The sequence below is a fragment of the Allobosea sp. 2RAB26 genome (assembly GCF_052115465.1).
In the GTDB taxonomy this organism is placed as follows: Bacteria; Pseudomonadota; Alphaproteobacteria; order Rhizobiales; family Beijerinckiaceae; genus Allobosea.
The window spans coordinates 1-26,899 of sequence record NZ_JBFRGS010000025.1; the positions used below are offsets into that span (position 1 = coordinate 1).

Here is a 26,899-nt window from a genome sequence, read left to right on the forward strand (position 1 = left end):
CGCGGCATGCTCGGTTGGCGCCATGCCTTCGGCGACACCACACCCGCGGCCAAGCTTGCCTTCATCGGTGCCGCAACACCGTTCCAGACCTTTGCCGCCCCGCTTGCCCGCAACGCCCTGGTGGCCGAGGCCGGCCTCGCCTGGCGCGCAACCGCCACCACCACGCTCGGCGTCAGCTACAGTGCCGCACTGGGCGACAACGCCCGCGATCATGCCCTCAAGGGCAGGCTCGACGTCAGGTTCTGACAGGCGCAACCTTTGAAGTGCGTGGCTCCGCGACGGAGCAGCCGCGCATTGCAACCGGCGCAGCACATCGCCGGAACAGGATGGTGCGCCTCTCCCGACACGAAGCGGTGTCAATCAGCAAGGAGGCGAGACCCCAGAGAGAATGCGGCATCCTTCAGCTGTATAAGGGGAGGTGGCGCCGTGATCTCGGCAGGCTTGGCTGCCTCGCTACCAGCGGTGACGAGGCGGGCTATCCAAATCTCGCCATCCGAATAATAGGGATCGCCCTCAGCGTTGCGGCCAGTCAGCGTCGGGCCAATGCCCTTCATCTGATCGATGCCGACCACCATGCGAGCTCTGTTCAGCCCCTCGATCAGCCTCTTGCGCTCTTCGTCGATAGCGGGGGCAATGCGGTGTGTAACCTGTCCGGTGTCGCGGCTGAGCGTGACCCCGCTGTCAAATGTTGCCGAGCCGAGCCAGACAGGACGCGTATCAGTTCCGTTTGCAAGCGCCTGCCAGAGCCGCACATGCTCACGACGATCGGCACTGCCGCCCGCGGGCCTTTCAAACGCCAGGTCCTCGCGTCGTCCTTCGAAGTAGAGAGGGCTGACCGGCGCGGTCTTGTAGGGCCTGTCGAGCAGGACGCTCCCGATGATTTCCAGGCTGGTCCGCAGGGTGACCGGATCGGCGGGATACCAACTGGCCGCATGAAACGCACGCACGACATCGTCACGCGTTCCGATCAGGCCGACATTGATCGGATCGCCCGGGATGCCCTGCGCATTCGCGGTCAACATCGTCCGTGTTGACAGCTCCGGCTCTCGCTCGATGCGCGTCCAGACCGCGGGCAGAATGAGATAGCTGACGCCGAGATAGAGAATGAGGGTCGCAGCAAGGAGCTTCACAGCTCGCCGCTTCCTTCGCCTCTCCGTCGTCGGTTCGGTCATAGGGGCACCGGACATCGTCTCGGCCTGGATTTCCAGGTCATCATCCGACGGTTCATGACCGGAGGGAAGAATGATACGAAAGCCGGGCTGGGATTGTTGACTGGGATCAGGGAGCCCGAACCGGATCGGCGACGATTACGCCATGCTTGACGACAAGGTCGACATGGCTCTTCGCTTCGGCCGCCATCCCCAATCACGGCGGTCGAGGGCGCTAGAAAGCCGTTGCAGCTTCGCCGAAGGTCAGTGAATACCGGACAGCGGGCTTTGCTGAATGCGGCGCGGCCCCCCGCTGCTTCAATCCAATCTTCTCCGCAACCCGCAGGGAACCGAGATTCTCGCGGTCGATCTCCGCAACAACCTCCGAGAGCTTCAGCACCTCGAAGGCGTGGGTCAGAACGGGTCGCGCGGCTTCCGTGGCCAATCCTTGACCCCAGAACCGCTGGCGAAGCCGCCAGCCAATCTCGATGTCCGGTCCGACTGCGTCGACGGGAATCAAGAGCACCCATCCGACGAAAACGGCAGGCTCCTGGCGCAGCACGATCGTCCAGTAGCCCATGCCTGGCAGCCACGGGCCGGACGTCCGATTCTCGATGAATTCCCGGTGGGCGGATGGGTCGGACCATGGACCGCTGACGAAGCGGGTGACCTCCGGCTCACGATCCATGAAGAAGCAATCATTGGTGTCGGCCAGCGTACGCGGACGAAGCAAGAGTCGTTCGGTCTCGAAGGTGTTGCAGGCACCGGCGCCGGTAACGATCATGTCGTGAGGCATCCCGCAGTCCGGTTCCGTACATTGGCCGCCCGCGTGGCCAGCGTAACTTCGCCTTCTCCCATAGCGCGACCGCCTTTGGCTTGCCATTGCGAACTGCCCCATGGAAAAGCCGGTGCGATGATGACGACGACTGACCAGACCATCGAGATTACGGCGCTGAGCGAACGGCCACATTTCCGCGAGGCGGTGTCCGACCGGATCTGGAAGGCATGGTGGCGCGACGAGGGATACCTCCTCGAGCAGATCGACGACCGCGTTCGGCAAAGCCTCGGACCCGAAATCATCCCGGCTGCGCTTGTCGCTGCCGCGGGCGAACGGTTTCTCGGAACGGTGTCGTTGATCGACAACGATATGGACGAACGGCCCGGGTACAGCCCCTGGATTGCGGCGCTGTGGGTCGATCCCGCGCATCGCCGACGGGGCGTAGGAGCGGCACTGGTGCGGGCCGCGGCGGCAAGGGCCTTCGAGGCGGGCTTTCCAACGGTCTATCTCTGCGCGACGCCTGACAACACGCCCTTCTACTTTCCCCTGGGCTGGCAACAGATCGAGGCGAATGTCGCGGGCCTGAACATCCTCTCGCTCTCACGATAAGGCCGGGCGCCAGGGCCCCTCTCCCCCTTCGGAGGTTGATCGCGCTCAGAGGCGATCTGGCTGATCTGCACTCAAAGCGGGACTCCATCAGGCGTGCTCCCGTCCCGTCCAGCGAGATCGGGAGCTTGCATGCCTCCGCAAAGAAAAAGCCCGACCAGATGGCCGGGCTTCCCGAAACTCAATGCTATCTGCCCGCATCGCGCCGCTATGAGGCGGCGCGGCAGCAGGCCGGGTATCACTTAGCGGCCGGGGTGACCTTGGCGACGATGCCTTCGAACGGCTTGTAGGCGTCCTTGGCCAGGGCGCTGTAGAGCTCGCCCATCTTGGTCATCTGGGCAACGGCGCCCTCGAACGAGGTCTTGATGAAGTCGGCCTGGATCTCAAGCGCCTTGTCGAGCGTCTTGACGCCAGCCAGCTTCTCGATGGCGGCAGTGCCGGCCTCGAAGGACTTCTTGGCATAGTCGGTGGCTTCGACGGCAATGGTCTGCACGCCCTTCGAGGTGACGCCGAAGGCCTTCAGAGCCGCATCAACGTTATCCTTGGAAGCCTTCTGGATCGTCTCGAACTGCTGGATCATTCTTCCCACAACGCGTTAGCGTTGCCTCCTTGCTGGCGAGCCCGTAGGCCCTGTTTCCACGCCCCAAGGCCTGATGAAACTGTTCACCACCGGGGACTTCCTGTATATTGTGCAGCGCAACATAAAAGTCAAGGCCGCGCTGCAATGCATCAAACGCTAGGTAATGCCATTCCGCCCGGAGCCCATCCGGGAGCGGGATCGGATCACGATCTTTCGCCGTTTAACGGCTCCGTAACCCCATCATCCTAACCTTCCCAACTGTGTCCTTCGCGCCACGTCGCCAGACGCCGCGGAGACCGGGGAACAGTAGTACTGGGTTGAGGCGGGTTGCATGAGTTCTGGTAGCGTTGGTTCCCGGCGCGTGCGTCTTCGCGCACTTGTCGGACTGATCGGTGTTGTCGCCGTCGCGCTCAGCGTGGCCGCGTCCCCTGCCGAGGCCGCACGCAAGAAGCGGCGCCATGTGGGCGGTGGCTATACACCGCCCTATGCGGCGATGGTCGTCGACGTGAAGAGCGGTCGCACGCTGCACGCGGCGAATGAGGATGCCCCGCGCATCCCCGCCTCCCTCACCAAGGTCATGACGCTCTATCTGCTGTTCGAGCAGCTCGAGCGCGGCCGCTTCAACATGAACTCCGAGCTGACGGTCTCGTCCTACGCGGCGCGTCAGGCGCCTTCCAAGATCGGCTTCGCGCCCGGCGAGACGATCGAGGTGCGCGACGCGATCATGGCGCTGATCACCAAATCGGCCAATGACGTCGCCATGGCGGTCGCGGAGAATGTCGGCGGTTCCGAGGACGAATTCGCACGGATGATGACGGCGCGCGCCCGCTCGCTCGGCATGAGCCGGACCAGCTTCTACAATCCGCATGGCCTACCGCATAATCCGCCGAACCTGACGACGGCGCGCGATCTCACCATTCTCGCCCGCGCGATCCAGGAACGCTTCCCGCGCTATTACCCGATGTTCTCGACCCGCGTGTTCAACTATGCGGGCGGCGCCTACCGCAACCACAACAAGCTGCTCGGCCGCGTCGAGGGCGTGGACGGCATCAAGACCGGCTACACCAACGCTTCGGGCTTCAACCTGATGACTTCGGCCAAGTCGGACGGTCGCCAGATCGTCTCGGTCGTGCTCGGCGGCCGCTCCGGCGCCAGCCGCGACAAGATCATGGCCGACCTGGTCGCCGCCAATCTGCCGCGCGCCGCGGCCGGCGGGCGGTCCGCCCCGATGGTCGCCGAGGCCGAGCCGGCGCAGGAGCGTCCGCATCAGGCGACCCAGGTTGCCGCGGCTCCCGTCCAGCATGCGGCCGCCAGCGAGCCCGCGCCAAGGCCGGTGCCGCGTCCGCGCGTCGAGAGCGAGCCGGAAGTCCCGGCGGCTGCCCGCGCCTATGCCGCAACCACCACCACACCGATCGCGCCGCCGCGCCCGATCAATCTCGGCGCTCAGCCGCTGCCGCTCTCCGGTATGCGTCCGGTCACCGCGACGACGACGCCCTCGGCCATGCGCTGGTCGATCGGCGCCCCGCCGGTTGATGGCAAGATCCTGCGCCCACCGGCGAATGTCGATGTCACCTCGTCGATTGCAAAGGTTGCCGAACCTGAAGAAAAGCCCGTCGCCCGGGCTCCCGAGCCCGCCAAGGTCGAACTGCGCCAGCCTGAAGTCGCCCCGGCCATCGCCCAGGCCAAAGCTCCCTCTGCCGGCACCACGACGCTCGCCAAGGCCCAGGACAGCAACAAGGCGAGCGATGCGCGCAGCGGTTCAACCGCGATCCCATCCGGCAAATGGGTGATCCAGCTCGGCGCCACCGATGACGAAGCCAAGGCCAAGGATATCCTGGCCAAGGCCCGCGCCAAGGCCGCAGGCCCGCTCGCCGAGGCATCCCCCTTCACCGAGAAGGTCGAGAAGGGCGGCACCACGCTCTTCCGCGCCCGCTTCGCCGGCTTCGAGGATCCGAAGGACGCTCAGAACGCCTGCGCCAAGCTCAAGCGCGACGGCTTCTCCTGCTTCGCGATCCGCGGCTGAACGAACTGGGAAAGGACCTCAGCCATGTCGTTCCAGCCCGGAATCTCACTTCAGCAGAGCATCCTTGGCCTGATTGACGCGAGCAGCAAGCCCGCTGGTGCCTCCGGCGTCCGGGTGGATCCGCTTCATCAGGGCTCGATGGGCCTCGCGGACCGCCTCCTCGCCCGCCCCAGGCTGAAGCCCCAGGATCTCGTAGGCCTCCTGTTGCGTCATCGCGCCCGGGCGCGTCGCGCCGCCCTGCCCCGCGTCGCGGTGACCATCAGCGTGTTCACGCCAGCCGGGCGTCCGGCGGTCGAGATAAGCCTCTAGCAGCCGCGCTCCCTCCGGGTCCTGCGCCAGGCAGTCCCGCATCAGACGGGCGATCTCGTCGAGGCTCAGCGCATCGAGATCGCGGCCGGCGAAAGCGCCGGCCTTGACCTTGCCGGTCATGCCGCCGCTGTCATGGTCGAGTTCCATCTCCAGCAATGTCGACGAGACGCGCGAGCGCGCGCCCGGTGTCTCCCGGGCCCCGCCGCTCCAGGGAAAGCGCATTCCGCCGGGCCCATAGGCACTCCAGCCGAGGAGCCAGGCTCCGATACCGCCGACGAAGATCGCCATGTCGAGCCGGCCTCGCAGCATCATGAGAGCCGCCACGCCAAGCGAGAGAACGCCACCCAGCGTCTTCAGCGCCTTCGCCAGCAGTTGCGGATTGGCCCCGGTGAAGAGCTTCGAAACCCACCAGAGCAGGATCACGACGGCGATGCCGTAGAGCAGCGTCACCGACGGCCTCCATCCATGGCAGCGAGCAGGCCCTTCACGGCGGGGCTCGCACCGGCAAGCTTCAGCATCGCCTCGCGTCCTCCGCTGGCATAGGCGGCGGCGCCGCGCAGCAGATCGAGCAGCGAGCCCGGCGCAGTCGCGTCGAAACGCGCATAGGCGCCACCGGTCAGCCGCGCGATGGAGGCGAAGGCAGCGCTTGCCGCAGGATCGCCCCCCTCCTGGAACATGAAGCCGCGAATGCCGCGCAGGCCGAGTTCGCCGGCAAGGGTGGCAAGCGTGTCGACATCCTCCTCCATCGCATCGCCGACGAAGACGAAGGCGCGCACCGGCACTGCCCTGGCCTCGTCGCGGACGTGCCTGAGCACGCGCGAGATCTGGGTCTGCCCGCCTTCGCAGGCAATTTGCGTCATCAGCCCGGTCAGGCGGCGCGGTTCGCCAATCCAGCCCGAGGCGCGGCATTCGGCAAAGCCGCGGAAATAGACGAGTTGGACGGCGAGCCCGCCGGAGCCGGCCGCGACCTCGAACATTCTTGCCTGCAGGGAGCAGGCGAGGTCCCAGGTCGGCTGACGGCTCATCGTGGCGTCGAGCGCGAAGACGAGCCGACCGGCCTGCCCGGTCGCAAGCGGTGCGAGCTGCTTGGCGGCGCCGAGGAACCTGTCGATCTCTCCCGGCGCGGAATGGCCGGCCTGTGGCGCATTGGGCGAAACGCCCGCCGCCTTGCCTACAGCCTTGTCGGTCTCTCGCGTCATCAGGGTCCCGGGCGCATCACGCTGCCAAACTCGAATCCAAACCTGATATTGGCCATCGCTCCCGCATTTGCTACCCGTCTCCGGCCGATGGAGAGAGAACCGATGACGCAGGTGGCGGTGGTGGAGACGGTCCGGGACCTGCGCCGGGCGGTGGCGGGCTGGCACGCAGCGGGCGAAAGGGTCGCCTTGGTGCCGACCATGGGCGCCCTGCATGAGGGCCATATCGCGCTGGTGAAGCTGGCGCAGCAGCATGCGCGCCGCGTTGTCGTCTCGATCTTCGTCAATCCGACCCAGTTCGCCCCGCACGAAGACTTCAAGAAATATCCCCGCACATTCGACACCGACCGCAGCCTGCTGGAAGCGGCGCAGGCGGACGCGATCTTCTTCCCCTCGGTCGAGGAGATGTACCCGGCGGGCTTCGCCAGCCGCGTGCTGCTGCTCGGCCCGGCCGCCGTCGGCCTCGACGATCGCTTCCGCCCGACGCATTTCGAGGGTGTCGCAACGATTTGCTGCAAGCTGTTCACCCAGAGCCGGGCTGATTGCGCCGTCTTCGGCGAGAAGGACTACCAGCAGCTCAAGGTGGTGACGCGGATGGGGGCGGATCTCGATCTCGGCATCGAGATCATCCCCGCGCCGACCCATCGCGAGCCGGATGGCCTCGCGATGTCCTCACGCAACCGCTACCTCTCGCCTGAGGAACGCGCGCTGGCGCCCCTGCTCCACCGTGTCATGCAAAACCTTGCCATGCGCATCCGCAACGAGGACCCGCTCTTCCAGGCGGTCGGCCAGGCGCAAAGCGAGATCATCACCGCCGGGTTCGAGCTCGACTATCTCGAGGCCCGCCACGCCGAGACGCTGGCCCCGGTCACCGGCCTGGCCGACGGCCCGATCAGGCTGCTGGTGGCGGCGCGCCTCGGCGGAACGCGGCTGATCGACAACATTTCCGTGTGACGGGCTAACCCGGATCCCGAGCAGCCCTTGGGGGCGCAGTCGGCCGCTCCCCGAGAGAACACGGGCCTAAAGCAGACCCAGCCCAGCCAGTTCGCGTCGCATCTCTTCCGGCATCTCGGCAAGGTCACCGCCATGCTGGCCGATGTCGCGCGGGGCGTCCTTGGGCTGCAGGTAGCGCCAGCCCTGGAAGGGGCGGAACGGCCGCGGCTCGACCGGGATCACTACCGGCTCCATCACCAGATGGCAGCGCCCGATCCCCTCGCCATCGGTGAAAGGCCGAATATCCGTCAGTCGCTGGCGCGCCGAGATCTGCCCCTTGATCACCCAGTAGAGCGAGCCGCCATCGACGATCTCCTTGATGCGCTTGGGCACCATGCGGGTGGTATGGGTCTGCTCTTCCCGGCGGCCGAGCCGGCGCATCAACGCCATCTGCTCCTCGACCCATTCCTCGAGATCGCGAATGGATTCGGCGCCGACGCAGAGTTTGAGCATGTGCAAGGCCATGGCCGCATATTAATCCCCCCTGGCGAACCGGGCCAGCGTTGCCGGAGTTTCTCCACAGAGGCTGGATCGCCCGCTCTCAGCCGTCTCCGGGCTCTGCTTGCGCTGACCCGGGATGACGACAGCCGAGAGACGCGATACCTCAGTACCGGGAGAAGGAGACCCAGAACATGCGCGGACTTGCTGGCAAGGCCATTCTCGTCACCGGAAGCACATCGGGCATCGGCTATGCGATGGCGGAACGTCTCGTCGCCGAAGGCGCCAAGGTCCTGGTTCATGGCCAGGACGACGCACATGTGGCGGCCGCCTGCGCCAAGCTCGGGGCCTCCACGCAGGGCGCGACCGGCGACCTCGCCGAACCCGCGACTGCCCAGATGCTCGTCGACGCCACCGTCAGGGCCTTTGGCCGCATCGACGGGCTGGTCAACAATGCTGGCATCTATCCACGCGGCGTCATCGGCGAGACCACGGCCGCCTTCTTCGACCATATCTTCGCGATCAATACCCGCGCCCCGCTTCTGTGCGCCGAGGCGGCGATCGCCGCCTTCCGCCTGCAGAAATCCGGGGGCGCCATCGTCACAGTCGGTTCGATCAACGCGCTCTGCGGCCAGAGCGACCTGACGGTCTATTCCATGTCGAAGGGCGCATTGACGACGATGACGCGTAATCTCGCCGATGCGCTCGGGCAGGAACGCATCCGGGTCAACGCGCTGAATGTCGGCTGGACCTTTACGGCGAACGAGGACGCGACCCAGCAGCGCGAGGGGCGCGAGCCGGGCTGGCAGAACCATGTTTCGCCGATCTTCGCCCCGACGGGCCGGATCATGCAGCCCGACGAGATCGCCGCCCACACAGCGTTCTGGCTCTCCGACGATAGCGCACCGGTCTCCGGCCAGATCTACGAGGTCGAGCAATATCCCCTGATCGGCCGCAACCGCACGCAGACGACCTGAGGCAGCATGCCAGACTATGACTACGCGCCCCATCTCGCACGCTGGGGCCTGGTGCCCGACGGCGTGCCGATCGTCACCCATAGCAGCCACCTTCTCCCGGTCAGGCACCATGGCGCGCCCGCCATGCTGAAGCTGCCGGAGGCGCCCGACGAGCGCCTCGGTTATTTGCCGCTGGAATACTGGGCTGGCGAGGGGGCGGCACGGCTGCTCGCCCGCAGCCCGACCGGCGACGCCATGCTGCTCGAACGCGCGACCGGCCAACGTTCGCTTTCGGCCATGGCTCGCAACAGCGCCGCTGCCGACGACGAGGCGACGGCGATCCTGTGCGAAGCGATCGCGGGATTGCACAAACCGCGCGGCCGGGCACCGGCCGGCCTCATTCCGCTCGAAACCTGGTTTGCGGACCTGTTTCCGATGGCGGCGCAGCGGGGTGGCATCCTGGCGCGCTCTGCTGCGGCGGCGACCGAATTGCTCCCGGCGCAGCGCGAGATCGTGCCGCTGCATGCCGATCTCCACCACGACAACGTGCTCGATTTCGAGTCGCGCGGCTGGCTCGCCATCGACCCGAAATGTGTGCTCGGCGACCGCGCCTTCGAGTACACGATCCTGTTCTGCGATCCCGATCTCTCGGACCCCGATCCACCTGTCGCCATCGTCCCGGGGCGTTTCGAGCGTCGGCTGGAGATCGTTCTGGAGAAATCGGGGCTGGAACGCCGCCGCCTGCTGAGCTGGCTCCTGGCCTGGTGCGGATTGTCGGCCGCCTGGTTCCTCGGCGACGACGACCCGCTTGCAGAGATCAATCTTGCCGTCGCGGAAAAGGCTGCGGCGCTCCTCGATGAAACCTAGAGCCGGCCCAATTCTCGGCTGGCACAAGGCTATCCCGCTGAAGCGCGGCGGTGGCATCAACGATGGCGGGCCAGCAACGCTGGGATAACCGAAATCAGTTGGAGCCCTACTCTCCCAGCACCACGACCTTGGCGCCCTCGGCCACCTGTGCCCCCGGCTGACCGGCAACTTCGGTCACGGTGCCGTCGCGCGGAGCCGTCAGCACATGCTCCATCTTCATCGCCTCGACGATCGCGAGCCGCTGGCCCTTGGTGACCAGCTCGCCGGGCTGGACGAAGAGCGCGATCAGCTTGCCATGCATCGGCGCCTTGATGACGCCCCCAGACCCCGCGGCGGCGTCGAGATCGACCGCAAACGGATCGTAGAGCGAAACCGTCGTCTGCCGCCCGCGGTGCAGCGCGAACCAGACGCCCCGCTCGGCCTGCGCCAGCGTGATCTCGTGCTCGCCCTCATCGATCTCATGGCCAGGCAGGCTGACGCGCGCACCGTCTTCATGCCACTCGATCCGGGCATCGATCCGTTCGCCGTCGACTGAGAGCGGCAGGCCAAGCGGCTGGCGCGGCATCAGCGAGAAGGCATCGGGAACGACCCAGGGCGAAAGCGCCCCGCCCTCATGCGCCGCCGCTGCAACGAGGCCGGCCTCCTGGCGCTGCTCCTCGAGCTGCAGCGCGGCAGCAGCTACCGCCGCGGCATCGAGCGGCTGCGGCACGGCACCCAGCGCATCGAGATTACGATCGATGAAACCGGTATCGAATGGCCCCTGCCGGAAGCCCTCGGCCTCCGCGAGATGCTTGAGGAAGGCAAGGTTGGTGCGCGGCCCGGCGACGATCGTTTCGCCCAGCGCCTGCGCCAGTCGGTCGAGCGCCTCATTGCGATCGGCGCCATGGGCGATGACCTTGGCAATCATCGGATCGTAGAACGGCGTCACCGTGTCGCCGGCCTCGACGCCCGTATCGATGCGGATGCCTTCCCCCTCGGTGAACTGCAGCGCCCAGAGCTTGCCGGTCGACGGCAGGAACCCCTTTTCGGGATCCTCGGCATAGAGCCGCGCTTCGACGGCATGCCCATTCGCCTGCACATCGGACTGGGTGAAGCCGAGCGGCTCGCCGGCCGCCACCTTGAGCTGGAGCTCGACCAGATCGAGCCCCGTGATCGCCTCCGTGACCGGGTGCTCGACCTGCAGGCGCGTATTCATTTCCATGAAATAGAAGCGGTCGGCCCTCAGGCCTTCCCGCCCATCCGCAATGAACTCGACCGTGCCGGCGCCGACATAACCGACAGCGCGCGCCGCCTCGGTGGCTGCCTTGCCCATCGCCGCCCGGACCTCGGCGCTCATGCCCGGAGCCGGGGCCTCCTCGATCACCTTCTGGTGCCGGCGCTGCAGTGAGCAATCGCGTTCGTAGAGGTGGACGACATTGCCATGACTGTCGCCAAAGACCTGAATTTCGACATGGCGCGGCGAGAGCACGTATTTCTCCACCAGCACGCGGGCATCGCCGAAGGCGCTCTTGCCTTCACGCTGGGCGCTGGAGAGCGCGTCGGCGAAATCCTCTGGCCGATCGACCTTTTTCATGCCTTTGCCGCCGCCACCCGCGACCGCCTTGATCAGCACGGGATAGCCGATCACTTCGGCTTGCCCCGCGAGGAAGCCGACATCCTGTTCGGCGCCGTGATAGCCCGGGACCACCGGCACCTTCGCCTTCTCGACCAGCGCCTTGGCTGCATCCTTCAAGCCCATGGCGCGAATGGCCGAGGCCGGCGGACCGACGAAGACGATGCCGGCAGCGGTGCAGGCATCGGCGAAATCGGCATTCTCGGAGAGGAAGCCGTAGCCCGGATGGATGCAGGCAGCATTCGCCTGCCTGGCAACGGCCAGGATCTTCTCGGCGTCGAGATAGCTTTCGCGGGCCGGCGCAGGACCGATCCGATAGGCCTCGTCCGCCATCTCTACGAAGAGCGCATCCTCATCGGCGTCGGAATGGACCGCGATGGTGCGCAGGCCCAGGCGCCTGGCTGTCCGGATGACGCGGCAAGCGATCTCGCCGCGATTGGCGATCAGGATGGAAGGCAGTTTCTCGGCGATCGTCATGGGCCGCGTCCTTTGAACGTCTGCCCCGTTATAGCAATCCGCACGGCGATGTCTGCGCGCCATTGCGCATCTGCGGATGCGCGGCTCGTCGCGCTTACGCCTCCTCCCCGCTTTGGGAGGAGGCGCAGCCGACTGACCGATCGCGAGGCAACAGAGCAGCCCTTTCGATAGCTTCGTTGCGCTCCAAGGGAAGACCCGCCTAACTCAGCACTCCGAGTCGGCGGCCGAGTTTCAGCGTGACCGTAGCTCCGACCAGCAGCGCCACACCAAAGATCCAGCCGGAGACTGCGCCTGCCGATACGCCCGAGAGCAGCGTGCCGACCGTGCAGCCAAGCCCGACCAGTGTTCCCCAACCGAGGAGCACGCCACCCAGAATCCCACGCAGGATCTGTGGCGGACGCGGCAGGCTCGGCCTGAACTCGCCCGAAGCGAGCGCAGCGCAGAAGGACGCCAGCACAAGGCCGATGACGAACAGACCGTTCGGCGTCAGCAAGGCGTCACGGATCACCGTGGCGCAGCCGCGAAAGCTGTCGAGGCCTTCCAGCCGCTCCGGCAGCAGGTCGAAAGCGTTCGCCACCTGCCGTGAGCGCGAGCCGAGTTCGGCCGTGACGCCGAGCGGGCTCAGCCGCAGATAGGCTGCTATGCCGACGAGGCCGAGGAAGAGACCGCCGAGCCAGGACGGCCAGCGCGCGACGAAGACCTGATGCAAAGGGGCTTGTGACTCCGCTTCGGTCCCGCCGATCGGCCGCCCTACCCGCAACAGCACGAGCGCCAGCGCGGCCAGCGCGCCAAGGCCACCGAGCAGCGCGCCGGCATAGCCGAGATGGCGCGGCAGCCAGAGCACCGCGGATTCCGAGATGCTGAGCAGGTAGAGTTCGTTCCAGCTCAGGAAACCGAGCCCGAAGCCAAGCCCGGCCCCGATCAGCGCGAAGGGCGCGGTCGGCGAGCCTTCGCCCAGTCTGTACCAATGGGCACTGATGCAGGAGCCGGAGATCGCCATGCCGGCGCCGAAAGCCAGGCCCGCCAGAACCAGTACAGGACCGACCGGACCGATATGGGCCGTCGGCGGCAGCCGTGCCCCCGACGGGTCGGGCAGCCAGGCTCCGAAGATCAGGGTATAGCCGACGATGCCGACCGCAAGCGCAGTCAGGATACCGAGCAGACCGCGCGGGTCGCGCCGGTCGAGCCAGTCCCGCCAGATGCAGAGGAAGCAGAAGCGGGAGCGCTGCAGCACGAAACCGAAGACCGCGCCGAGGATCAGCGAGAGCTGCAGTTGCGGTGCCGGGTCGCCATGGGTTCCGACGAGATGGATCGCCCCGGCGAGCACCAGGACGACGGCCGTCGCGGCCACGAAGCGCGCAGGCGGGAACTGCAGCTCATCGGCAGCAATCCCGCCCGAGGCGGCTTCGCGCGCCCGCTGATAATCGAGCGCGCCAGTGTCGTCGGACATGCTCATGGATGCTGCCCGGGCAGACTCGCCAGCCTGGCGCTCACTTGCCGCTCCAGACCGTGCCCGCCGGGTTATTGATCGGCAGGCCGACGACATTGCCGTACTCAGTCCAGGAACCGTCATAATTGGCGACCTGGTAGCCAAGCAGGCGCGACAGGATGAACCAGCTATGGCTCGATCGCTCGCCGATCCGGCAGGTCGTGATGATCGGCTTCGAGCCGTCGATGCCGATCTCGGCATAGAGCTTCCTCAGCTCCTCGACCGGCTTGATCGTGCCATCAGCCTGGTTGACTGCGCGTGCCCAGGGCAGGTTGACGGAGCCTGGGATATGGCCGGCGCGGAGCGCCAGTTCCTGGAACCCAGCCGGTGCGATGATCTTGCCCGAGAACTCGTCGGGCGAGCGGATGTCGAGGATGCGGGCATCGGACTTCCTTTCGACGACATTCACGACATCCGTCAGCCGCGCGCGCAGCGTGCGGTTGGGTTGGGAGACGGTGAAGCCCGACGCCTTGACCGGTGCCGGACTGGTCGCGACCGGGCGCTTCTCCAGCTCCCATTTCTTGCGGCCACCATCGAGCAGCTTCACGTTGTCGCGCAGGCCGTAGATGTCGAACACCCAGGCGCCCCAGGCGGCGAACCAGTTGTTGCTGTCGCCGTAGAGAACGACCGTCGTATCCTTGTCGAGGCCGAGCTTGCGGGCCAGCGCCTGGAATTTCTCAGGTGTCGCGATATCCCGTGACACGGTCTCGACCAGATCGGTGTGCCAGACGACGTTCTGCGCCCCCGGGATATGGCCGCGTTCATAGAGCCCAGGCTCGACGCTGACCTCGACGATCCGAAGCGTCGGATTCGCGAGGTTCTGCTCGAGCCATTCGGTCGTCACCAGCGGACCGCCATTCGCCCAGGCAGCCCCGATCGATGCGAGCCCCCCCAGCACCGAACCGAGCACCCATCCCAGTCGCGTCTTCCCAGCCATATCGCCTCAACTCCGTCCATTTGATCGAGAAATCGGGAGGGAGATCGTCGCCGCCAGGGCCGCGCAAGAACAGCCGAACAGGATTTTTTTGTTTGCCGGGTGCGGACAAGAACCGTCCCCCGGCGCCTGCCGTAGGGGAAGATCCTTCCGAAAGGCCCGTGTCAGGCTTCCGCTGGGAGGGTTTTGTCCTGCGGCACCCGGGCAGCTTTCCAGATCGCCCAGGTCGCCTGGAAGCAGATGCCGGCCACGATGAGGTCGAACAGATATTCCGGCCAGCGCACCGGGGCGACGCGGGCGACGAGACCAAGCAGCGCAAAGCCGGTGGTCGAGATCACGTCGTTGCGGCTGGAGAGCCAGGTCGCCTTGATCACCGGATTGGTCTCGCGGCGGAAGCGCCAGAGCAGCGCGACGATCAGGATGGCGATGACGATCGCGCTCGCCGCGGAGAAGCCGAGCGTCCAGATCTCGATCGGCCTTGGGCTGACAATCTTGTCCCAGAGGTCGTAGAGCGTGTGGATACCGGCGACCGCCATGACCGCCCCGATACCGAGCGCGGCCCAGCGCTCGGCCCGCTCGTCACGGCCGAAGACCAGCGCGGCGATGCCGTAGAGCAGGACGTCGTAGACCCAGTCGACGCCGTCCTTGAGCAGTTGGGCGTTGCCGATGCCGTGCGCCCAGAGCACGACATGGGCGGCGAACAGGAAAATGCCGAGCGCGATGCCCCAGATGGTCAGGCGATAGGCGCGGGCCATGCGTGCCTGCGCCTTGCTGTCATGGCCGGGCCCGCCCCGACCTTCCATGTCTTCAAACGGCGTGTTCGTCTCGAACGCGGACATGCAAGGCGCTCCTCAAGGCCGGCATCCCACTGTCCTGCAACGAGCTGGCGACGCAAGGCGTCATGACCGGGACAGGCCCAGCCGTGACGCCGAGAGATCAGCCGCGCCCGACCAGCGGCGCCTTGGTCGCCATCACGGTGACGAACAGCACATTGGCCTCGATCGGCAGGCTCGCCATGTGCAGAACCGTGGAGGCGACATGCGCCACGTCCATCACCGCCTCAACCTTGATCGAGCCGTCGGCCTGCGGCACGCCGGTCGTCATCTTCTGCGCCATCTCGGTCAGTGCATTGCCGATATCGACCTGGCCGACCGCGATGTCGTATTTGCGGCCGTCGAGCGATGCGGTCTTGGTCAGGCCGCTGATCGCGTGCTTGGTCGCGGTATAGGCGGCCGAGTTCGGGCGCGGCACCTGCGCCGAGATCGAGCCGTTGTTGATGATGCGACCGCCGCGCGGGCTCTGGTCCTTCATCTGCTTGAAGGCCTCCTGCGTGCAGAGGAACGGCCCGGTCAGGTTGGTGTCGACCACCGCCTGCCACTGCTCTAGCGAGAGATCCTCGAGCAGGATTCCGCCCGGTGCATTGACGCCGGCATTGTTGAACAGCACGTCGAGGCGGCCAAAAGTCTCCTTCGTCCTGGCAAAGAGGTTCTTCACGGAAGCCTGGTCGGTCACATCGGTCGAGACGGCGAGCGCCTGCGCGGCCGGGGCGCCCGAGAGCTTGATCGTCTCCTCCAGCGCGTCCACCCGACGCCCGGCGAGGACCGTGCGATACCCGTCCTTGAGGAAGGCGATCGCGACGGCGCGGCCGACGCCCGAACCCGCACCGGTGATGATGGCGACCTTGTTGTGCCCAGACATGCGTATCCTCGCGTTTCCCGTGATTTCAACCGTTTCAGGCGGCCGGACCATAACAGCGTATGCAGTATGCGGAACAGGGTTTGGCGCAAGCCCGTCCCCGCCCTTTCGCTTGCCAAGGCCCGCGGCTGACATAGTCTTGTAGCGAGGGAGGATGCATGATGACCAGCCTGAGCCGCCGCCGTTTCATCGCCACCGGAGCGGCAACGCTTGCAACTGCCCCCGCACTGGCCCAGCAGCCGGGCCACGAGCACCATGGCGGCGCCTATGAGCGGCTGAACCAGCCCGGCCGCATCGACCGGCCGGAACTTGCAAAGACGCAGAACGTCTTCGATTCCCCTGCCCCGAAGGCCGCCAACCCCGGCCGCTGGCAGGCGAAGGCGCCGCTGCCGATGCCGCGCTCGGAAATGGCCTGGGCGACGGCGCATGAGGGCAAGATGCACATCGTCGGGGGGTATGCCGAGCAGCGCGTCGACCGCCCCTATCACCATGTCTACGAGGCAGCCTCCGACCGCTGGAGCGATGCCGCTCCGTTGCCGCTAGGCGCCAACCATGTCGGCGTCGCCTTCCTGGACGGAAAGCTCTACGCGATCGGCGGCTTCCTGGAGCAGAATCGCAAGCCGCATCCGCGCTGCTTCGTCTATGATCCGGCGAGAGACAGATGGGCCGAGATCAGGTCCCTGCCGCGCCCCGTCGGCTCGGCGGCGATTGTTGGCCTGGGCGGTCGGTTGCATGTCATTGGCGGCGCCATCGGCGAGACGACCGACAGCAAGAAGTCGATCGACTGGCACCTGACCTACGATCCCAAGGCCGACAACTGGGAGAACCGCGCGCCGTTGCCGACCGCCCGCGACCACACCGGCACGCTCGCCATCGCGCCCCTGATCCATGTCATCGGCGGCCGCGTCGACTCCTTCCACACCAATTCGAACCTGCACCACGCCTATGACCCGGCGACCGACAAATGGACGCCGCGCAATCCGCTGCCAACAGCCCGCTCCGGCCACGGCGCGGTGCTCTACCGCGGAAAGGTCTTCGTCATGGGCGGCGAAGGCACCAACCGCGTCTTCGGCCAGATGGAGGCCTATGACCCCGTTGGCGATGCCTGGGAGCAATACGCTCCAATGCCAACGCCCCGCCACGGGCTCGGCGCTGCACTGGTCGGAGACGCCATCCATGTCGCCGGCGGCGGCCCGATCATGGGCGGCGGCGTCCAGAGCGCCGTGCACGAGGCATTTGTGCTGGGCTGAGCCCCTGGCGGCCAGCGCTCCCGCCTCACATCCGGAAGACGCCGAAGCGGGTCTCCGGCACTTCGGCATTGAGACAGGCGGAGAAGGCCAGCGCCAGCACGCGGCGCGTCTCGGAGGGAAGGATGATGCCATCGTCCCAGAGCCGCGCGGTGGCGTGATAGGGCGAGCCCTCATCCTCGTATTTCGCGCGGATCGGGGCCCTGAAGGCCTCTTCCTCCTCGGCCGACCAGGACTTGCCCTCAGCCTCGATATTGTCGCGGCGGACGGTCGCGAGCACGCTCGCCGCCTGCTCGCCGCCCATCACCGAGATACGGGAGTTGGGCCAGGTGAACAGGAAACGCGGTGAATAGGCGCGCCCGCACATGCCGTAATTGCCGGCGCCGAAGGAGCCGCCAACCAGTACGGTGATCTTCGGCACGCGGGCCGAGGCGACTGCCGTGACCAGCTTGGCGCCGTCCTTGGCAATGCCGCGCGTCTCGACATCGCGGCCGACCATGAAGCCGGTGATGTTCTGCAGGAAGAGCAGCGGAATGCGACGCTGGCAGCAGAGTTCGATGAAATGCGCGCCCTTCAGCGCGCTCTCCGAGAACAGGATGCCATTATTGGCGATGATGCCGACCGGCATGCCGTGGATGCGGGCAAAACCGGTGACCAGCGTCGTGCCGTAGAGTCGCTTGAATTCGTCAAATTCGGAGCCGTCGACGAGCCGGGCGATAACCTCGCGGATGTCGTATTGCTTCTTCAGGTCGGTCGGTACCACGGCCTCGAGCTCGGCGGGGTCGTAGAGTGGCTCCTCCGGCTCGGCAATGTCGATATCGGGACGCTTGACGCTGTTCAGGTTGGCAGCGATGCGGCGCGCAATCGCGAGCGCATGGGTGTCGTCGCCGGCATAATGGTCGGCGACGCCGGACAGCCTCGCATGGACATCGGCGCCGCCCAGGTCCTCGGCCGAGACGACCTCGCCGGTCGCCGCCTTCACCAGCGGCGGACCGCCCAGGAAGATCGTGCCCTGCCGGCGCACGATCACCGTCTCGTCCGACATCGCCGGCACATAGGCTCCGCCGGCCGTGCAGGAGCCCATGACGACGGCGATCTGCGGAATCCCCTCCGCCGAGAGCGTCGCCTGATTGTAGAAGATCCGGCCGAAATGCTCGCGATCGGGGAAGACATCGGTCTGGTGCGGCAGGTTGGCACCGCCGGAATCGACGAGGTAGACGCAGGGCAGCCGGTTCTCGCGTGCGATCTCCTGCGCGCGCAGATGCTTCTTCACCGTCATCGGGTAATAGGTGCCACCCTTGATGGTGGCGTCGTTGCAGACGACCATCACCTCGCGGCCGGCAACGCGACCGATCCCGGCGATCATGCCTGCGCCGTGGATCTCCTTGTCATACATCTCGAAGGCGGCCAGCGCCCCGATCTCGAGGAAGGGCGAGCCCGGATCGAGCAGGCGCAGCACCCGCTCCCGCGGCAGCAGTTTTCCACGAGCGGTATGGCGCTCCCGCGACTTGGCATTGCCGCCGAGCGCAGCGGCCGCGCGGTGCCGGGCCAGCTCGGCACGCAGGCCGTCCCAGGCCTCGGCGTTGGCGCGCGTCTCGGCCGAGTTGAGATCGACCTTGCTCTCGATGACCGCCACGGCACGCTCCCTTAAGCGAAGAAGTCCTCGCCGGTTTATGGCGCGCCACGCGAAAAACGCCAACCGGCGCGGATGCGCAGGGGCGCGAGCGCAAATCCGCCCGCTCTCAGCGCGCCACCGCAGGGGCAGCCACGGCGCCGATCGCGCCCCCCGCAACCGCTCCGATCGGCCCGCCGATAAGGGCCCCCGTGCCGGCGCCCGCAGCCGCGCCGGCGATGATCTTGTCGTTGGTGGTGCAGGCACCCAGCACGACCGCGCAGGCGGCCGCGAACATCACTGTCCGGATCATCTTCGTCCCCGTTTCCGATTCATCCCACCGCGGGAGGTTGGCCGGCTTTGGTCAACGGATGGTGAACGAAGGATGAAGAGCCTTAGTCGAGGCTCAGGCGAGAACGGTTGCCCCGAAGATCCTCTCGAACTCGGCACGCAGCATCGAATCGACCTCCGGAAGCGTCACCGGCAACCCGAGATCGACCAGCGAGGTCACGCCCTGGTCACTGACGCCGCAGGGCACGATTCCCCCGAAATGCGACAGCTCCGGCTCGACATTCAGCGAGATGCCGTGGAACGAAACCCAGCGCCGGACGCGGATGCCGATGGCGGCGATCTTGTCCTCGCTATCCGCTCCTTTCTCGGGCCGGCGCACCCAGACGCCGACACGGTCCTCGCGCCGCTCGCCGCGGACATTGAAGCGCTCAAGCGTGCCGATCAGCCAGGCTTCGAGGGCGGCAACGAATCGCCGGAGGTCGGGATCGCGACGCTTCAGGTCGAGCATGACATAGGCCACCCGCTGGCCGGGACCGTGATAAGTGAACTGCCCGCCCCTGCCGCTCTGATGCACCGGAAAGCGTTCGGGCTCGATCAGATCGGCCTCGCGGGCCGAGGTGCCGGCGGTATAGAGCGGCGGATGCTCGATTAGCCAGACGCGCTCGCGGGCCTTGCCGTCCGCGATCAGCGCCGCGCGCGCGTCCATCTCGGCGACAGCTTCGTCATAGCCGACAAGCCCCCCGGCATGGACCCATTCGACGGGCTCGGAGCCCGGCTGCGGCAGGAATGAAACCGCAAGCGTCTCACGTGTCTTCACGGTGCATTAACTCTGTTTGTTCAACGATCGCTAACCGGCTACCGCCTGTCGCCGGCAGGCTCATGCGCCGAAGCCGGCCGGCAGGCAAGTTTCGTTGGTTGAATTCGCAAGTAGGGTTTCGGAGGCAGGACTTGAAGGCCGATCTCGATCTCGTTTCGGTGGAGCTCACCGTGGTTCTGGGCTCGACTCAGATGCCGATCTACAAATTGCTGCGCATGGGCCGCGGTGCGATCATCGAGCTCAACGCCACCGAGAACGACGAAGTCCAGATTCTCGCCAACAATCACCCGTTCGCCCGCGGCAACGTCGTGGTCAGCGGTTCGCGCATCTCTGTCGAGATCACCGAGCTCCTGAAGCGCCCCACGGTCTTCAGCGCGCAGACCATTGCCGAGGCCGCCTGAAAAGGATTTCAAAGTTTTCCACACAACGAGCTTGTCGCGGCGGATTCGATTTGTTAGACCCGCGCCGCTCCGGAGTTCACCGCCTCACCGCGGTTTTCTCTTAGCCGCTGCGGTCATGGCGGAATTGGTAGACGCACTACCTTGAGGTGGTAGCGGGGAGACCCGTGGAGGTTCGAGTCCTCTTGACCGCACCAAATTCAGGCTGATGCCTTGAAACGGCGACCCTCGCGGGTCGCCGTTTTGGTTTTCGGCCCTGCCGGCCATGAAACGTGAGGTCGCCGCGGCGCGTTGCCAGCACAGTCCACGGCTGACACAAGAGGCCCTTCCCTCGAATCCAAGCCCTTTCCTCAAATCGTGGAGTCGGACCGATGGTCGAAGCCGAAAACGCTCCCGACGAATCCGCCACCCGCAGGATTCGCGACGAGGATGGCGCGATTGATCCCGCGCTGGTCGAACAGGTCTCGCAGGCCGTCCTGCTCTCGGACGTCACGACGTTGCGCGGCATCGTTGCCGACATGCACGAGGCCGATCTCGGCGCATTGCTGGAAGCCCTCGACGCCGACGAACGCCCGCGCCTGATCTCGCTGCTCGGCTCCTATTTCGACTTCACGGCGCTGACCGAAGTCGACGACACCGTTCGCGAGGAAATTCTCGAAGAGCTCTCGGCCGAGACCGTCGCGGAAGGCGTACGCGAACTCGACACTGACGACGCGGTCTACATTCTCGAGGACCTTAACGAGGCGGACAAGCAGGAGGTCCTCGACAAGCTCACGCCCTCCGAGCGCATCGCCCTGCAGCAGGGCCTGGATTATCCCGAGGACACGGCCGGCCGGCGCATGCAGAGCGAGGTCATCGCCGTGCCGCCCTTCTGGACCGTCGGCCAGACCATCGACTTCCTGCGCGACACCGCAGATCTGCCCGACCGATTCTTCGAAATATTCGTGGCCGACCCGGCCCATCATTTCGTCGGCACGGTGCGGCTGGACCGGCTGCTGCGAAATCGGCGCCCCGTGGTGATTTCGCAGCTGCTGGAGGAAGACCGACGGGTCGTCGAGGCGACCGACGAACTCGAGGACGTGGCGCGGCTGTTCCAGCGCTATAATCTGGTTGCCGCACCGGTGATCGATGCGACCGGTCGTCTCGTCGGCGTGCTGACCATCGACGATATCGTCGACGTCATCGAGGAAGCCGCGGACGAGGATGTGAAACAGCTCGGCGGCGTCAATCCCGACGAAGAGCTCTCCGACCCGGTCCGAAAGATCATCTGGAGCCGCTTCAGCTGGCTCTTCGTCAACCTGATGACCTCCTTTCTTGCCGCCGCGGTGATGAGCCTGTTTGAGAATCAGCTCGCAAAAGTCGTGGCGCTGGCGATCCTGGCGCCGATCGTAGCGAGCCAGGGCGGCAACGCCGCCACTCAAACCATGACGGTCGCTGTCCGCGCCCTGGCCACGCAGGAGCTTGGCGCCTGGAACCTGCGGCGCTTCTTCACCCGCGAGCTCGTCGTCGGCCTCGTGAATGGCTTCGGCTTTGCCGTGATCACCGGCGCCATCGCCGCCGCCTGGTTCGGGAGCGCGGGCCTCGGCGCCGTCATCGCGATCGCGATGGTCGTCACCCTGATCTCGGCCGCCATTGCCGGCGTCCTCATTCCACTGGCACTCGACAAACTCGACATCGATCCGGCGATTGCGTCCGGAACCTTCGTCACGACGGTCACCGACGTGGTCGGCTTCTTCGCCTTTCTGGGGATCGCCACACTTCTGCTCGGCCTGGGGTGACGAAAGCAAAAACTTCGGTAACGTAAACCGGGCGTCAAGTTTTCTCCGCAATTCTCCGCGAGATGATCGCCCGTCGCATGTCCCGCCTCCGTTCAGCCCCATTTCTCGCCGTCGCCGTCGCCGCGCTCGCGGTCCTTGGCGGCTGCGTGGCGTTCGAGGGCCGATATCCGCAGAAGGGCGATGCCCGGCCGCATCCCGGCGTCGCGAGCGCCCTGAACTATGCCGTCCAGGGCATCGATATCTCGCGCTGGCAAGGCGAGATCGACTGGGCCGCGGTCAAGGGCGCCGGCACCCGCTTCGTCTACATGAAGGCGACGGAGGGCGGCGACCACATCGACCCCTCCTTTCTGCGCAACTGGGAAGGCGCGCGCCGGGCCGGCGTGCCGCGCGGAGCCTACCACTTCGTCTTCTGGTGCCGCCCCGCCCATGAGCAGGCAGTCTGGTTCAAGCAGCATATCCCGAACGACCCCGGCGCCTTGCCGCCGGTGCTCGATGTCGAGTGGAATGGCCATTCCAAGACCTGCCCGCAGAAGATCGACCGCTCGCTGGCACTGGAGAAGATCCAGCTGATGCTGACCGAGCTCGAGCAGCTCACCGGCAAGAAGCCGATCATCTATACCGACATCACCTTCCATAAGGACGTGTTGGAAGGGCAGTTCAACGAATATCCCTACTGGATCCGCTCGACGGCAGCGAAGCCCGAGACACGCTACGAGAACCGCCCCTGGGCCTTCTGGCAATTCACCACGACCGGCCGCGTGCCGGGCATCAGGGGCGATGTCGACCGCAACGCGTTCTTCGGCGACGAAGAGCAGTTCATCGGCTGGATCAACGGCGAGTTCGACATCGGCCGGAGGCAGTGGACCAAGCGGCGCGCCTCTCCGGCGCAACCCAGCCCCAGCATCGTCAATGATCCGGAATTCGAGCCTCCGGTCAGCCAGGCTCCGCCCGCCCCGGTCATACCCGGCGCGCTGCAGCCGGTGCCGTCCTCGCTGCAGATCGGCGGATAGCGGGCGCGCCGGTTAACCAACCCTGAAATCATCCGCTCGCATCCGAGCGAACGCTTACCGCGCCTTAACCACGACTGCCGCACCACTGTTTGCATGCAGGAGGGGCGGATGCCGGCGCGTATGAAGACCGATTACAAGGGACTGCGGTGCTTTCTTGCAGTTCTCGGCCTTACACTCGGCTGCTCCGGCCCTGCCCTCGCGCTCTATCCCAAGAAGGGCGACGCCTCGCCCCATCACGGCGTCCGCGATGCACGCCGCCAGGCTATCCAGGGCATCGACATTTCGCGCTGGCAGGGCGAGATCGACTGGGCCAAGGTCAAGGATGCCGGCACCCGCTTTGCCTTCATCAAGGCGACCGAGGGCGGCGACCACCTCGACCCCAGTTTCCGCAAGAACTGGGAGGGGGCGAAGAAGGCCGGCGTCGCGCGCGGTGCCTACCATTTCGTCTATTGGTGCCGCCCGGCCAAGGATCAGGTGCGCTGGTTCAAGCGGCATATCCCGAAGGACCCGGATGCCCTGCCGCCTGTGCTCGATGTCGAATGGAACGGCGAGTCGGAGAGCTGCGGCAAGAAGATCCCGCGCGAGAAGGCGCTGGCCAAGATCAGCGAGATGCTGAAGGGCCTGCAGGAACACACTGGCAAGAAGCCGATCATCTATACCGACATCACCTTCCACGAGGATGTGCTGGAAGGCGAGTTCAACGATCATCCCTACTGGCTGCGCTCAACCGCGGCCCCACTGCGCCATCGCTATGAGCGTAGCAAATGGGAATTCTGGCAGTTCACCACCACAGGACGCGTGCCCGGCATAACCGGCGATGTCGACCGCAACGCGTTCTTCGGGTCCGAGCGGGAATTCGCAGCCTGGCGCGAGGGCCGTTTCGACATCGGCGCCCGGAAGTGGCGGGGTGGCGAGCCGAAGGTTGCCGGCAACCGCGCACCTGCGACATCGGCCGGCTCCAAGGCGCCGCAGGCTGCCGGAGGCGCGACGCTCAAGATGCTGCCTCCCGCGCGCGTCCCGGGCAAGGCGACCGCCAACCGTGATCCACAAGTGACCGGCTCTCTCGCCCGCGATTGACTTTGCGGCACCCGCTGCGCTGTCACGAAGCTGTCATGAGACGCGCGCCCTGATCCCGGGCAGCGCAACCTCTCATGAGAAATCGCCCGCCAGGGCGTGGCCGGAATGCTCCATGATCTGCAATCCCGGGCCGGGTTCGTCTGGGTCTACCATTTTGATTCCGACGGCCGTGCGCATCTCCTTCCTCGCCGCGAGATGCCCGACCTTGCCCTCCCCGGGGCCGAGTTCGTCTGGATCCATCTCGATCTCGTGCATGGCCGCGCCAAGCAATGGGTCGCCGATTGCACCGCTCTGCCCGCCGAGGCGCAGACCCTGTTCCTGACCCAGGACGATCACCAGCGCCTCCATCACAATCGTGACTTCGCCTGGGGCATCACCTTCGACCAGATCCGCGAGGTCGACAGCCCCGCCGACGAGATGGGCATGCTGCACTGGATCATCGCCGACCGGTTTCTGCTGACGGGTCGGAGACAGGCCATGCAGGCAACGCGCCTGACGCGCGACGCCTTGGAGGCCGGCTACCGGGCGAGCTCGCCGGTGATGCTGTTCGAGCGCATCATCGAGTTCGTCATCGAGGATGTGGCCGAAGCGGTGATGCAGCTGACAGAGGACACCGACTCGATCGAGGACCATGTCATCGACGAGCGCGTCAGCGACGAGGCGCGCCGGTTAGGGTTGATCCGCCGGCGGACGGTGAGGCTGCACCGCCAGCTCAACGGGCTGCACCAGCTCTTCCGTCGCTTCTCCGAGAATGCCTCGACACGGGCTGCGCCGGAGACCGTGAAGAGCGCCGCCAGCCGCCTGCTGCAGCGCGTCGACACCATGCTGACCGACGTCCAGATCGTGCAGCAGCGCGCCCGCCTGCTGCAGGACGAGATTGCCTCGCGCCTGACCGCCCAGACCAACAGCCATCTCTATGTGCTCTCGATCCTGACCGCGACGCTGATGCCGGCGACGCTGATCACCGGCCTGTTCGGCGTCAACACCAAGGGCCTGCCCTTCCTCGAGAACGAATGGGGCTTTGTCTATGTCGTGATCCTGTGCGCCGTGGCAGCGCTCAGCGTGTATCTCCTGCTCAAGCGCCGCGACATGATCCACTGAGCCCGGGCGGGCTCCTGATGCATCACAGCGCGGCGATGCGCGGGTTCACCTCGACGGTGACATGGGACAGCATCGGCAACCCGGCGAGCAGCGCCTTGTAGGCTGCGGGCGGCTTCGGATCAGTGGCCACGACCGAGACGATCGCCGAGCAATGCCCCGGCCCAACCTGCCAGAGATGCAGGTCTGCGACCTCTGCGCCCTCGGCGGTGAGTCGCGCCTCGATCCCGGCGGCGAGAGCCGTGTCGGGCACAGTGTCGAGCAGCACCGCCCCCGAGGCGCGCAGCAATCCGAACGACCAATGCGCGATCACCAGCGCGCCGACGATGCCCATCGCCGGGTCGAGCCAGACCCAGCCATAGAGGCTGCCGCCGAGCAGCGCGACGATGGCAAGCACGGAGGTGAAGGCATCCGCCAGCACATGCAGATAGGCCGCCTGCAGATTATGATCCCGCCCACTCCCGGCGTGGTGGTCATGATGGTGATTGTGGTCCGCGCCACCATGCGCATGATGGTGATGGTCATGGTGATGCGCAGGGCCATGGTCATGTCCGTGTTCGCCCTTCAGCAACCAGGCGCTGGCGAGATTGACCGCAAGGCCCAGAACCGCGACGGCAATCGCCTGCCCGAAGACGATCGGCACCGGCTGGACAAGCCGCATCACCGATTCCCAACCGATGAACAGGGCGACCAGCGCCAGGACGAGCGCGCTCGCGAAGGCTGCGAGGTCGCCGAGCTTGCCGGTGCCGAAGCTGAAGCGTGGGTCGCGGGCGTGGCGCCGCGCGAAGCGATAGGCGAGAGCCGCAATCAGCAGCGCCGCCGCATGGGTCGACATGTGCCAGCCATCGGCGACGAGCGCCATCGAGCCGAACAGCGTGCCGGCGGCGATCTCGCCGACCATCATCGTCATGGTCAGCGCAATGACGATCCAGGTGCGCCGCTCGTTCTCCTGGTGGTCTGCGCCGAGGAAGACATGGTCGTGACGCGGCGCCAGGCTGGCCAGTTCGGACATCGCTGGAACTCCCGTTGGATCAAAGATACTTGGTCAGCGCCTTCAGGCTCTCGATCGAGCGCCGCGTCTCGGGCGTCTGCGTGCCTGTCGTCTCGAACAGGTGATGGTCGATATGGTCGAAGATCAGCAGCATCTTGACCTTCTCCAGCGCCTTTTCGACCGCCTGGAGCTGCTGCACCACCTCTGGCACCTCGCGCCCTCCCGCGAGCATCTTCACGACGGTGTCGAGATGGCCCTGCGCCCGGCGCAGCCGCTTGACGATATCGGGATCATGTGCGTGGCTCATGCTCACATCCTATCCAGGGGATAGGATGTGTAAACCGAGTGTCGGCGCTCCCGCCCCCTCTCGGTCGCCGGCTGCAAGTGGCATAGCAGATCACCCGCCGGTGTGGCCACGCCCATCCGGGAGATCGCGCTGGAACAGCCTGACAGGGCCACAAAGCGCGCTATAACGCTGC

The 26,899-nt window shown here is 66.1% G+C and carries 28 protein-coding genes and 1 tRNA gene; 13 read left to right on the top strand and 16 right to left on the bottom strand.

Annotated elements, in window-relative coordinates; translation table 11 throughout:
• On the top strand, positions 1 to 246 hold a 246-nt coding region (locus AB4118_RS30250; protein WP_441493237.1), incomplete at its 5' end, for an autotransporter domain-containing protein.
• 110 nt (positions 247 to 356) lie between these two features.
• Here the strand turns inward: AB4118_RS30250 and AB4118_RS30255 are convergent.
• Together AB4118_RS30255 and AB4118_RS30260 are read right to left on the bottom strand one after the other, a co-directional pair.
• Complete coding sequence (locus tag AB4118_RS30255) at positions 357 to 1,022, bottom strand: LssY C-terminal domain-containing protein (protein WP_441493287.1); 666 nt, start codon at positions 1,020 to 1,022, stop codon at positions 357 to 359.
• Positions 1,023 to 1,383: 361 nt separating this feature from the next.
• The gene (locus AB4118_RS30260; RefSeq protein WP_441493238.1) at positions 1,384 to 1,932 is read right to left on the bottom strand and encodes a GNAT family N-acetyltransferase; all 549 of its coding nucleotides are present in this window, start codon (positions 1,930 to 1,932) and stop codon (positions 1,384 to 1,386) included.
• A gap of 129 nt (positions 1,933 to 2,061) precedes the next feature.
• On the opposite strand from AB4118_RS30260, the gene AB4118_RS30265 reads away from it, so the two are divergent.
• Positions 2,062 to 2,535, top strand: coding sequence for a GNAT family N-acetyltransferase (locus tag AB4118_RS30265; RefSeq protein ID WP_441493239.1), 474 nt, complete (start codon positions 2,062 to 2,064; stop codon positions 2,533 to 2,535).
• A 235-nt stretch (positions 2,536 to 2,770) separates the two neighbouring features.
• On the opposite strand, the gene AB4118_RS30270 is transcribed toward AB4118_RS30265, so the two are convergent.
• Positions 2,771 to 3,112, bottom strand: a complete 342-nt coding sequence (locus AB4118_RS30270; protein ID WP_441493240.1) for a phasin family protein — start codon at positions 3,110 to 3,112, stop codon at positions 2,771 to 2,773.
• 331 nt (positions 3,113 to 3,443) lie between these two features.
• On the opposite strand from AB4118_RS30270, the gene AB4118_RS30275 reads away from it, so the two are divergent.
• Positions 3,444 to 5,135, top strand: coding sequence for an SPOR domain-containing protein (locus AB4118_RS30275; protein ID WP_441493241.1), 1,692 nt, complete (start codon positions 3,444 to 3,446; stop codon positions 5,133 to 5,135).
• Positions 5,136 to 5,180: 45 nt separating this feature from the next.
• Here AB4118_RS30275 and AB4118_RS30280 read toward each other — a convergent pair whose 3' ends face one another.
• Both AB4118_RS30280 and AB4118_RS30285 read right to left on the bottom strand, forming a co-directional pair.
• On the bottom strand, positions 5,181 to 5,894 hold the full coding sequence (locus AB4118_RS30280; protein WP_441493242.1) for a J domain-containing protein: 714 nt from the start codon (positions 5,892 to 5,894) through the stop codon (positions 5,181 to 5,183).
• Positions 5,891 to 6,643 carry a VWA domain-containing protein gene (locus AB4118_RS30285; RefSeq protein WP_441493243.1) on the bottom strand — a complete coding sequence of 251 codons (753 nt, stop codon included), beginning with the start codon at positions 6,641 to 6,643 and terminating at the stop codon, positions 5,891 to 5,893. Before AB4118_RS30285 ends, AB4118_RS30280 begins: the two co-directional genes overlap by 4 nt.
• Positions 6,644 to 6,745: 102 nt before the next feature.
• Between AB4118_RS30285 and panC the strand changes: the two genes are divergently transcribed.
• The gene (gene panC, locus AB4118_RS30290; RefSeq protein WP_441493244.1) at positions 6,746 to 7,594 is read left to right on the top strand and encodes a pantoate--beta-alanine ligase; all 849 of its coding nucleotides are present in this window, start codon (positions 6,746 to 6,748) and stop codon (positions 7,592 to 7,594) included.
• A gap of 66 nt (positions 7,595 to 7,660) precedes the next feature.
• Here panC and AB4118_RS30295 read toward each other — a convergent pair whose 3' ends face one another.
• Complete coding sequence (locus tag AB4118_RS30295; RefSeq protein ID WP_441493245.1) at positions 7,661 to 8,098, bottom strand: DUF1489 family protein; 438 nt, start codon at positions 8,096 to 8,098, stop codon at positions 7,661 to 7,663.
• Between the two features lie 167 nt (positions 8,099 to 8,265).
• Between AB4118_RS30295 and AB4118_RS30300 the strand changes: the two genes are divergently transcribed.
• On the top strand, positions 8,266 to 9,048 hold the full coding sequence (locus AB4118_RS30300; RefSeq protein ID WP_441493246.1) for an SDR family NAD(P)-dependent oxidoreductase: 783 nt from the start codon (positions 8,266 to 8,268) through the stop codon (positions 9,046 to 9,048).
• Positions 9,049 to 9,054: 6 nt separating this feature from the next.
• A complete protein-coding gene (locus AB4118_RS30305) occupies positions 9,055 to 9,894 on the top strand; it encodes an aminoglycoside phosphotransferase family protein (protein WP_441493247.1) in 840 nt (279 codons plus the stop codon).
• Between the two features lie 106 nt (positions 9,895 to 10,000).
• On the opposite strand, the gene AB4118_RS30310 is transcribed toward AB4118_RS30305, so the two are convergent.
• The 5 genes from AB4118_RS30310 to AB4118_RS30330 all read right to left on the bottom strand — a co-directional run bounded on the left by AB4118_RS30310 (position 10,001) and on the right by AB4118_RS30330 (position 16,104).
• Positions 10,001 to 11,983 (bottom strand): acetyl/propionyl/methylcrotonyl-CoA carboxylase subunit alpha, encoded by a 1,983-nt coding sequence (locus tag AB4118_RS30310; protein WP_441493248.1) that lies wholly within the window; start codon positions 11,981 to 11,983, stop codon positions 10,001 to 10,003.
• 199 nt (positions 11,984 to 12,182) lie between these two features.
• The gene (locus AB4118_RS30315) at positions 12,183 to 13,433 is read right to left on the bottom strand and encodes a YeeE/YedE family protein (protein ID WP_441493249.1); all 1,251 of its coding nucleotides are present in this window, start codon (positions 13,431 to 13,433) and stop codon (positions 12,183 to 12,185) included.
• A gap of 40 nt (positions 13,434 to 13,473) precedes the next feature.
• On the bottom strand, positions 13,474 to 14,409 hold the full coding sequence (locus AB4118_RS30320) for a sulfurtransferase (protein ID WP_441493250.1): 936 nt from the start codon (positions 14,407 to 14,409) through the stop codon (positions 13,474 to 13,476).
• Positions 14,410 to 14,570: 161 nt separating this feature from the next.
• Positions 14,571 to 15,245 carry a cation efflux transmembrane domain-containing protein gene (locus AB4118_RS30325; protein ID WP_441493251.1) on the bottom strand — a complete coding sequence of 225 codons (675 nt, stop codon included), beginning with the start codon at positions 15,243 to 15,245 and terminating at the stop codon, positions 14,571 to 14,573.
• A 97-nt stretch (positions 15,246 to 15,342) separates the two neighbouring features.
• The gene (locus AB4118_RS30330; RefSeq protein WP_441493252.1) at positions 15,343 to 16,104 is read right to left on the bottom strand and encodes an SDR family oxidoreductase; all 762 of its coding nucleotides are present in this window, start codon (positions 16,102 to 16,104) and stop codon (positions 15,343 to 15,345) included.
• Between the two features lie 158 nt (positions 16,105 to 16,262).
• Here AB4118_RS30330 and AB4118_RS30335 point away from each other — a divergent pair, with 158 nt between their 5' ends.
• Positions 16,263 to 17,351, top strand: a complete 1,089-nt coding sequence (locus AB4118_RS30335) for a Kelch repeat-containing protein (RefSeq protein WP_441493253.1) — start codon at positions 16,263 to 16,265, stop codon at positions 17,349 to 17,351.
• A 25-nt stretch (positions 17,352 to 17,376) separates the two neighbouring features.
• On the opposite strand, the gene AB4118_RS30340 is transcribed toward AB4118_RS30335, so the two are convergent.
• The 3 genes from AB4118_RS30340 to lipB all read right to left on the bottom strand — a co-directional run bounded on the left by AB4118_RS30340 (position 17,377) and on the right by lipB (position 20,068).
• Positions 17,377 to 18,984 carry a carboxyl transferase domain-containing protein gene (locus AB4118_RS30340; protein WP_441493254.1) on the bottom strand — a complete coding sequence of 536 codons (1,608 nt, stop codon included), beginning with the start codon at positions 18,982 to 18,984 and terminating at the stop codon, positions 17,377 to 17,379.
• 106 nt (positions 18,985 to 19,090) lie between these two features.
• Complete coding sequence (locus AB4118_RS30345) at positions 19,091 to 19,273, bottom strand: hypothetical protein (protein WP_113517734.1); 183 nt, start codon at positions 19,271 to 19,273, stop codon at positions 19,091 to 19,093.
• Positions 19,274 to 19,366: 93 nt separating this feature from the next.
• The gene (gene lipB, locus AB4118_RS30350) at positions 19,367 to 20,068 is read right to left on the bottom strand and encodes a lipoyl(octanoyl) transferase LipB (RefSeq protein WP_441493255.1); all 702 of its coding nucleotides are present in this window, start codon (positions 20,066 to 20,068) and stop codon (positions 19,367 to 19,369) included.
• 131 nt (positions 20,069 to 20,199) lie between these two features.
• Here lipB and AB4118_RS30355 point away from each other — a divergent pair, with 131 nt between their 5' ends.
• The 6 genes from AB4118_RS30355 (at position 20,200) to AB4118_RS30380 (ending at position 25,432) form a co-directional block, all read left to right on the top strand.
• Positions 20,200 to 20,469, top strand: coding sequence for a FliM/FliN family flagellar motor switch protein (locus tag AB4118_RS30355; RefSeq protein WP_074471588.1), 270 nt, complete (start codon positions 20,200 to 20,202; stop codon positions 20,467 to 20,469).
• A 109-nt stretch (positions 20,470 to 20,578) separates the two neighbouring features.
• A tRNA-Leu gene (locus tag AB4118_RS30360) sits at positions 20,579 to 20,663 on the top strand.
• Positions 20,664 to 20,837: 174 nt separating this feature from the next.
• Positions 20,838 to 22,244, top strand: coding sequence for a magnesium transporter (mgtE, locus tag AB4118_RS30365; RefSeq protein ID WP_441493256.1), 1,407 nt, complete (start codon positions 20,838 to 20,840; stop codon positions 22,242 to 22,244).
• A 77-nt stretch (positions 22,245 to 22,321) separates the two neighbouring features.
• Complete coding sequence (locus tag AB4118_RS30370) at positions 22,322 to 23,254, top strand: glycoside hydrolase family 25 protein (protein ID WP_441493257.1); 933 nt, start codon at positions 22,322 to 22,324, stop codon at positions 23,252 to 23,254.
• 108 nt (positions 23,255 to 23,362) lie between these two features.
• Positions 23,363 to 24,331, top strand: coding sequence for a glycoside hydrolase family 25 protein (locus tag AB4118_RS30375; RefSeq protein ID WP_441493258.1), 969 nt, complete (start codon positions 23,363 to 23,365; stop codon positions 24,329 to 24,331).
• A gap of 105 nt (positions 24,332 to 24,436) precedes the next feature.
• Positions 24,437 to 25,432 carry a CorA family divalent cation transporter gene (locus AB4118_RS30380; protein WP_441493259.1) on the top strand — a complete coding sequence of 332 codons (996 nt, stop codon included), beginning with the start codon at positions 24,437 to 24,439 and terminating at the stop codon, positions 25,430 to 25,432.
• Between the two features lie 22 nt (positions 25,433 to 25,454).
• Here AB4118_RS30380 and dmeF read toward each other — a convergent pair whose 3' ends face one another.
• Positions 25,455 to 26,441 (bottom strand): CDF family Co(II)/Ni(II) efflux transporter DmeF, encoded by a 987-nt coding sequence (gene dmeF, locus AB4118_RS30385; protein WP_441493260.1) that lies wholly within the window; start codon positions 26,439 to 26,441, stop codon positions 25,455 to 25,457.
• A gap of 19 nt (positions 26,442 to 26,460) precedes the next feature.
• Positions 26,461 to 26,727 carry a metal-sensing transcriptional repressor gene (locus AB4118_RS30390; protein WP_441493261.1) on the bottom strand — a complete coding sequence of 89 codons (267 nt, stop codon included), beginning with the start codon at positions 26,725 to 26,727 and terminating at the stop codon, positions 26,461 to 26,463.
• Between the last annotated feature and the right edge of the window lie 172 nt (positions 26,728 to 26,899).

Bases quoted from the DNA above. Each gene is read 5' to 3' on its own strand.
- AB4118_RS30255 (WP_441493287.1), bottom strand. From the start codon at position 1,022: ATGTTGACCGCGAATGCGCAGGGCATCCCGGGCGATCCGATCAATGTC.
- AB4118_RS30260 (WP_441493238.1), bottom strand. From the start codon at position 1,932: ATGATCGTTACCGGCGCCGGTGCCTGCAACACCTTCGAGACCGAACGA.
- AB4118_RS30265 (WP_441493239.1), top strand. From the start codon at position 2,062: ATGATGACGACGACTGACCAGACCATCGAGATTACGGCGCTGAGCGAA.
- AB4118_RS30270 (WP_441493240.1), bottom strand. From the start codon at position 3,112: ATGATCCAGCAGTTCGAGACGATCCAGAAGGCTTCCAAGGATAACGTT.
- AB4118_RS30275 (WP_441493241.1), top strand. From the start codon at position 3,444: ATGAGTTCTGGTAGCGTTGGTTCCCGGCGCGTGCGTCTTCGCGCACTT.
- AB4118_RS30285 (WP_441493243.1), bottom strand. From the start codon at position 6,643: ATGACGCGAGAGACCGACAAGGCTGTAGGCAAGGCGGCGGGCGTTTCG.
- panC (WP_441493244.1), top strand. From the start codon at position 6,746: ATGACGCAGGTGGCGGTGGTGGAGACGGTCCGGGACCTGCGCCGGGCG.
- AB4118_RS30295 (WP_441493245.1), bottom strand. From the start codon at position 8,098: ATGGCCTTGCACATGCTCAAACTCTGCGTCGGCGCCGAATCCATTCGC.
- AB4118_RS30300 (WP_441493246.1), top strand. From the start codon at position 8,266: ATGCGCGGACTTGCTGGCAAGGCCATTCTCGTCACCGGAAGCACATCG.
- AB4118_RS30305 (WP_441493247.1), top strand. From the start codon at position 9,055: ATGCCAGACTATGACTACGCGCCCCATCTCGCACGCTGGGGCCTGGTG.
- AB4118_RS30310 (WP_441493248.1), bottom strand. From the start codon at position 11,983: ATGACGATCGCCGAGAAACTGCCTTCCATCCTGATCGCCAATCGCGGC.
- AB4118_RS30315 (WP_441493249.1), bottom strand. From the start codon at position 13,433: ATGTCCGACGACACTGGCGCGCTCGATTATCAGCGGGCGCGCGAAGCC.
- AB4118_RS30320 (WP_441493250.1), bottom strand. From the start codon at position 14,409: ATGGCTGGGAAGACGCGACTGGGATGGGTGCTCGGTTCGGTGCTGGGG.
- AB4118_RS30325 (WP_441493251.1), bottom strand. From the start codon at position 15,245: ATGTCCGCGTTCGAGACGAACACGCCGTTTGAAGACATGGAAGGTCGG.
- AB4118_RS30330 (WP_441493252.1), bottom strand. From the start codon at position 16,104: ATGTCTGGGCACAACAAGGTCGCCATCATCACCGGTGCGGGTTCGGGC.
- AB4118_RS30335 (WP_441493253.1), top strand. From the start codon at position 16,263: ATGACCAGCCTGAGCCGCCGCCGTTTCATCGCCACCGGAGCGGCAACG.
- AB4118_RS30345 (WP_113517734.1), bottom strand. From the start codon at position 19,273: ATGATCCGGACAGTGATGTTCGCGGCCGCCTGCGCGGTCGTGCTGGGT.
- mgtE (WP_441493256.1), top strand. From the start codon at position 20,838: ATGGTCGAAGCCGAAAACGCTCCCGACGAATCCGCCACCCGCAGGATT.
- AB4118_RS30370 (WP_441493257.1), top strand. From the start codon at position 22,322: ATGTCCCGCCTCCGTTCAGCCCCATTTCTCGCCGTCGCCGTCGCCGCG.
- AB4118_RS30375 (WP_441493258.1), top strand. From the start codon at position 23,363: ATGCCGGCGCGTATGAAGACCGATTACAAGGGACTGCGGTGCTTTCTT.
- AB4118_RS30380 (WP_441493259.1), top strand. From the start codon at position 24,437: ATGCTCCATGATCTGCAATCCCGGGCCGGGTTCGTCTGGGTCTACCAT.
- dmeF (WP_441493260.1), bottom strand. From the start codon at position 26,441: ATGTCCGAACTGGCCAGCCTGGCGCCGCGTCACGACCATGTCTTCCTC.
- AB4118_RS30390 (WP_441493261.1), bottom strand. From the start codon at position 26,727: ATGAGCCACGCACATGATCCCGATATCGTCAAGCGGCTGCGCCGGGCG.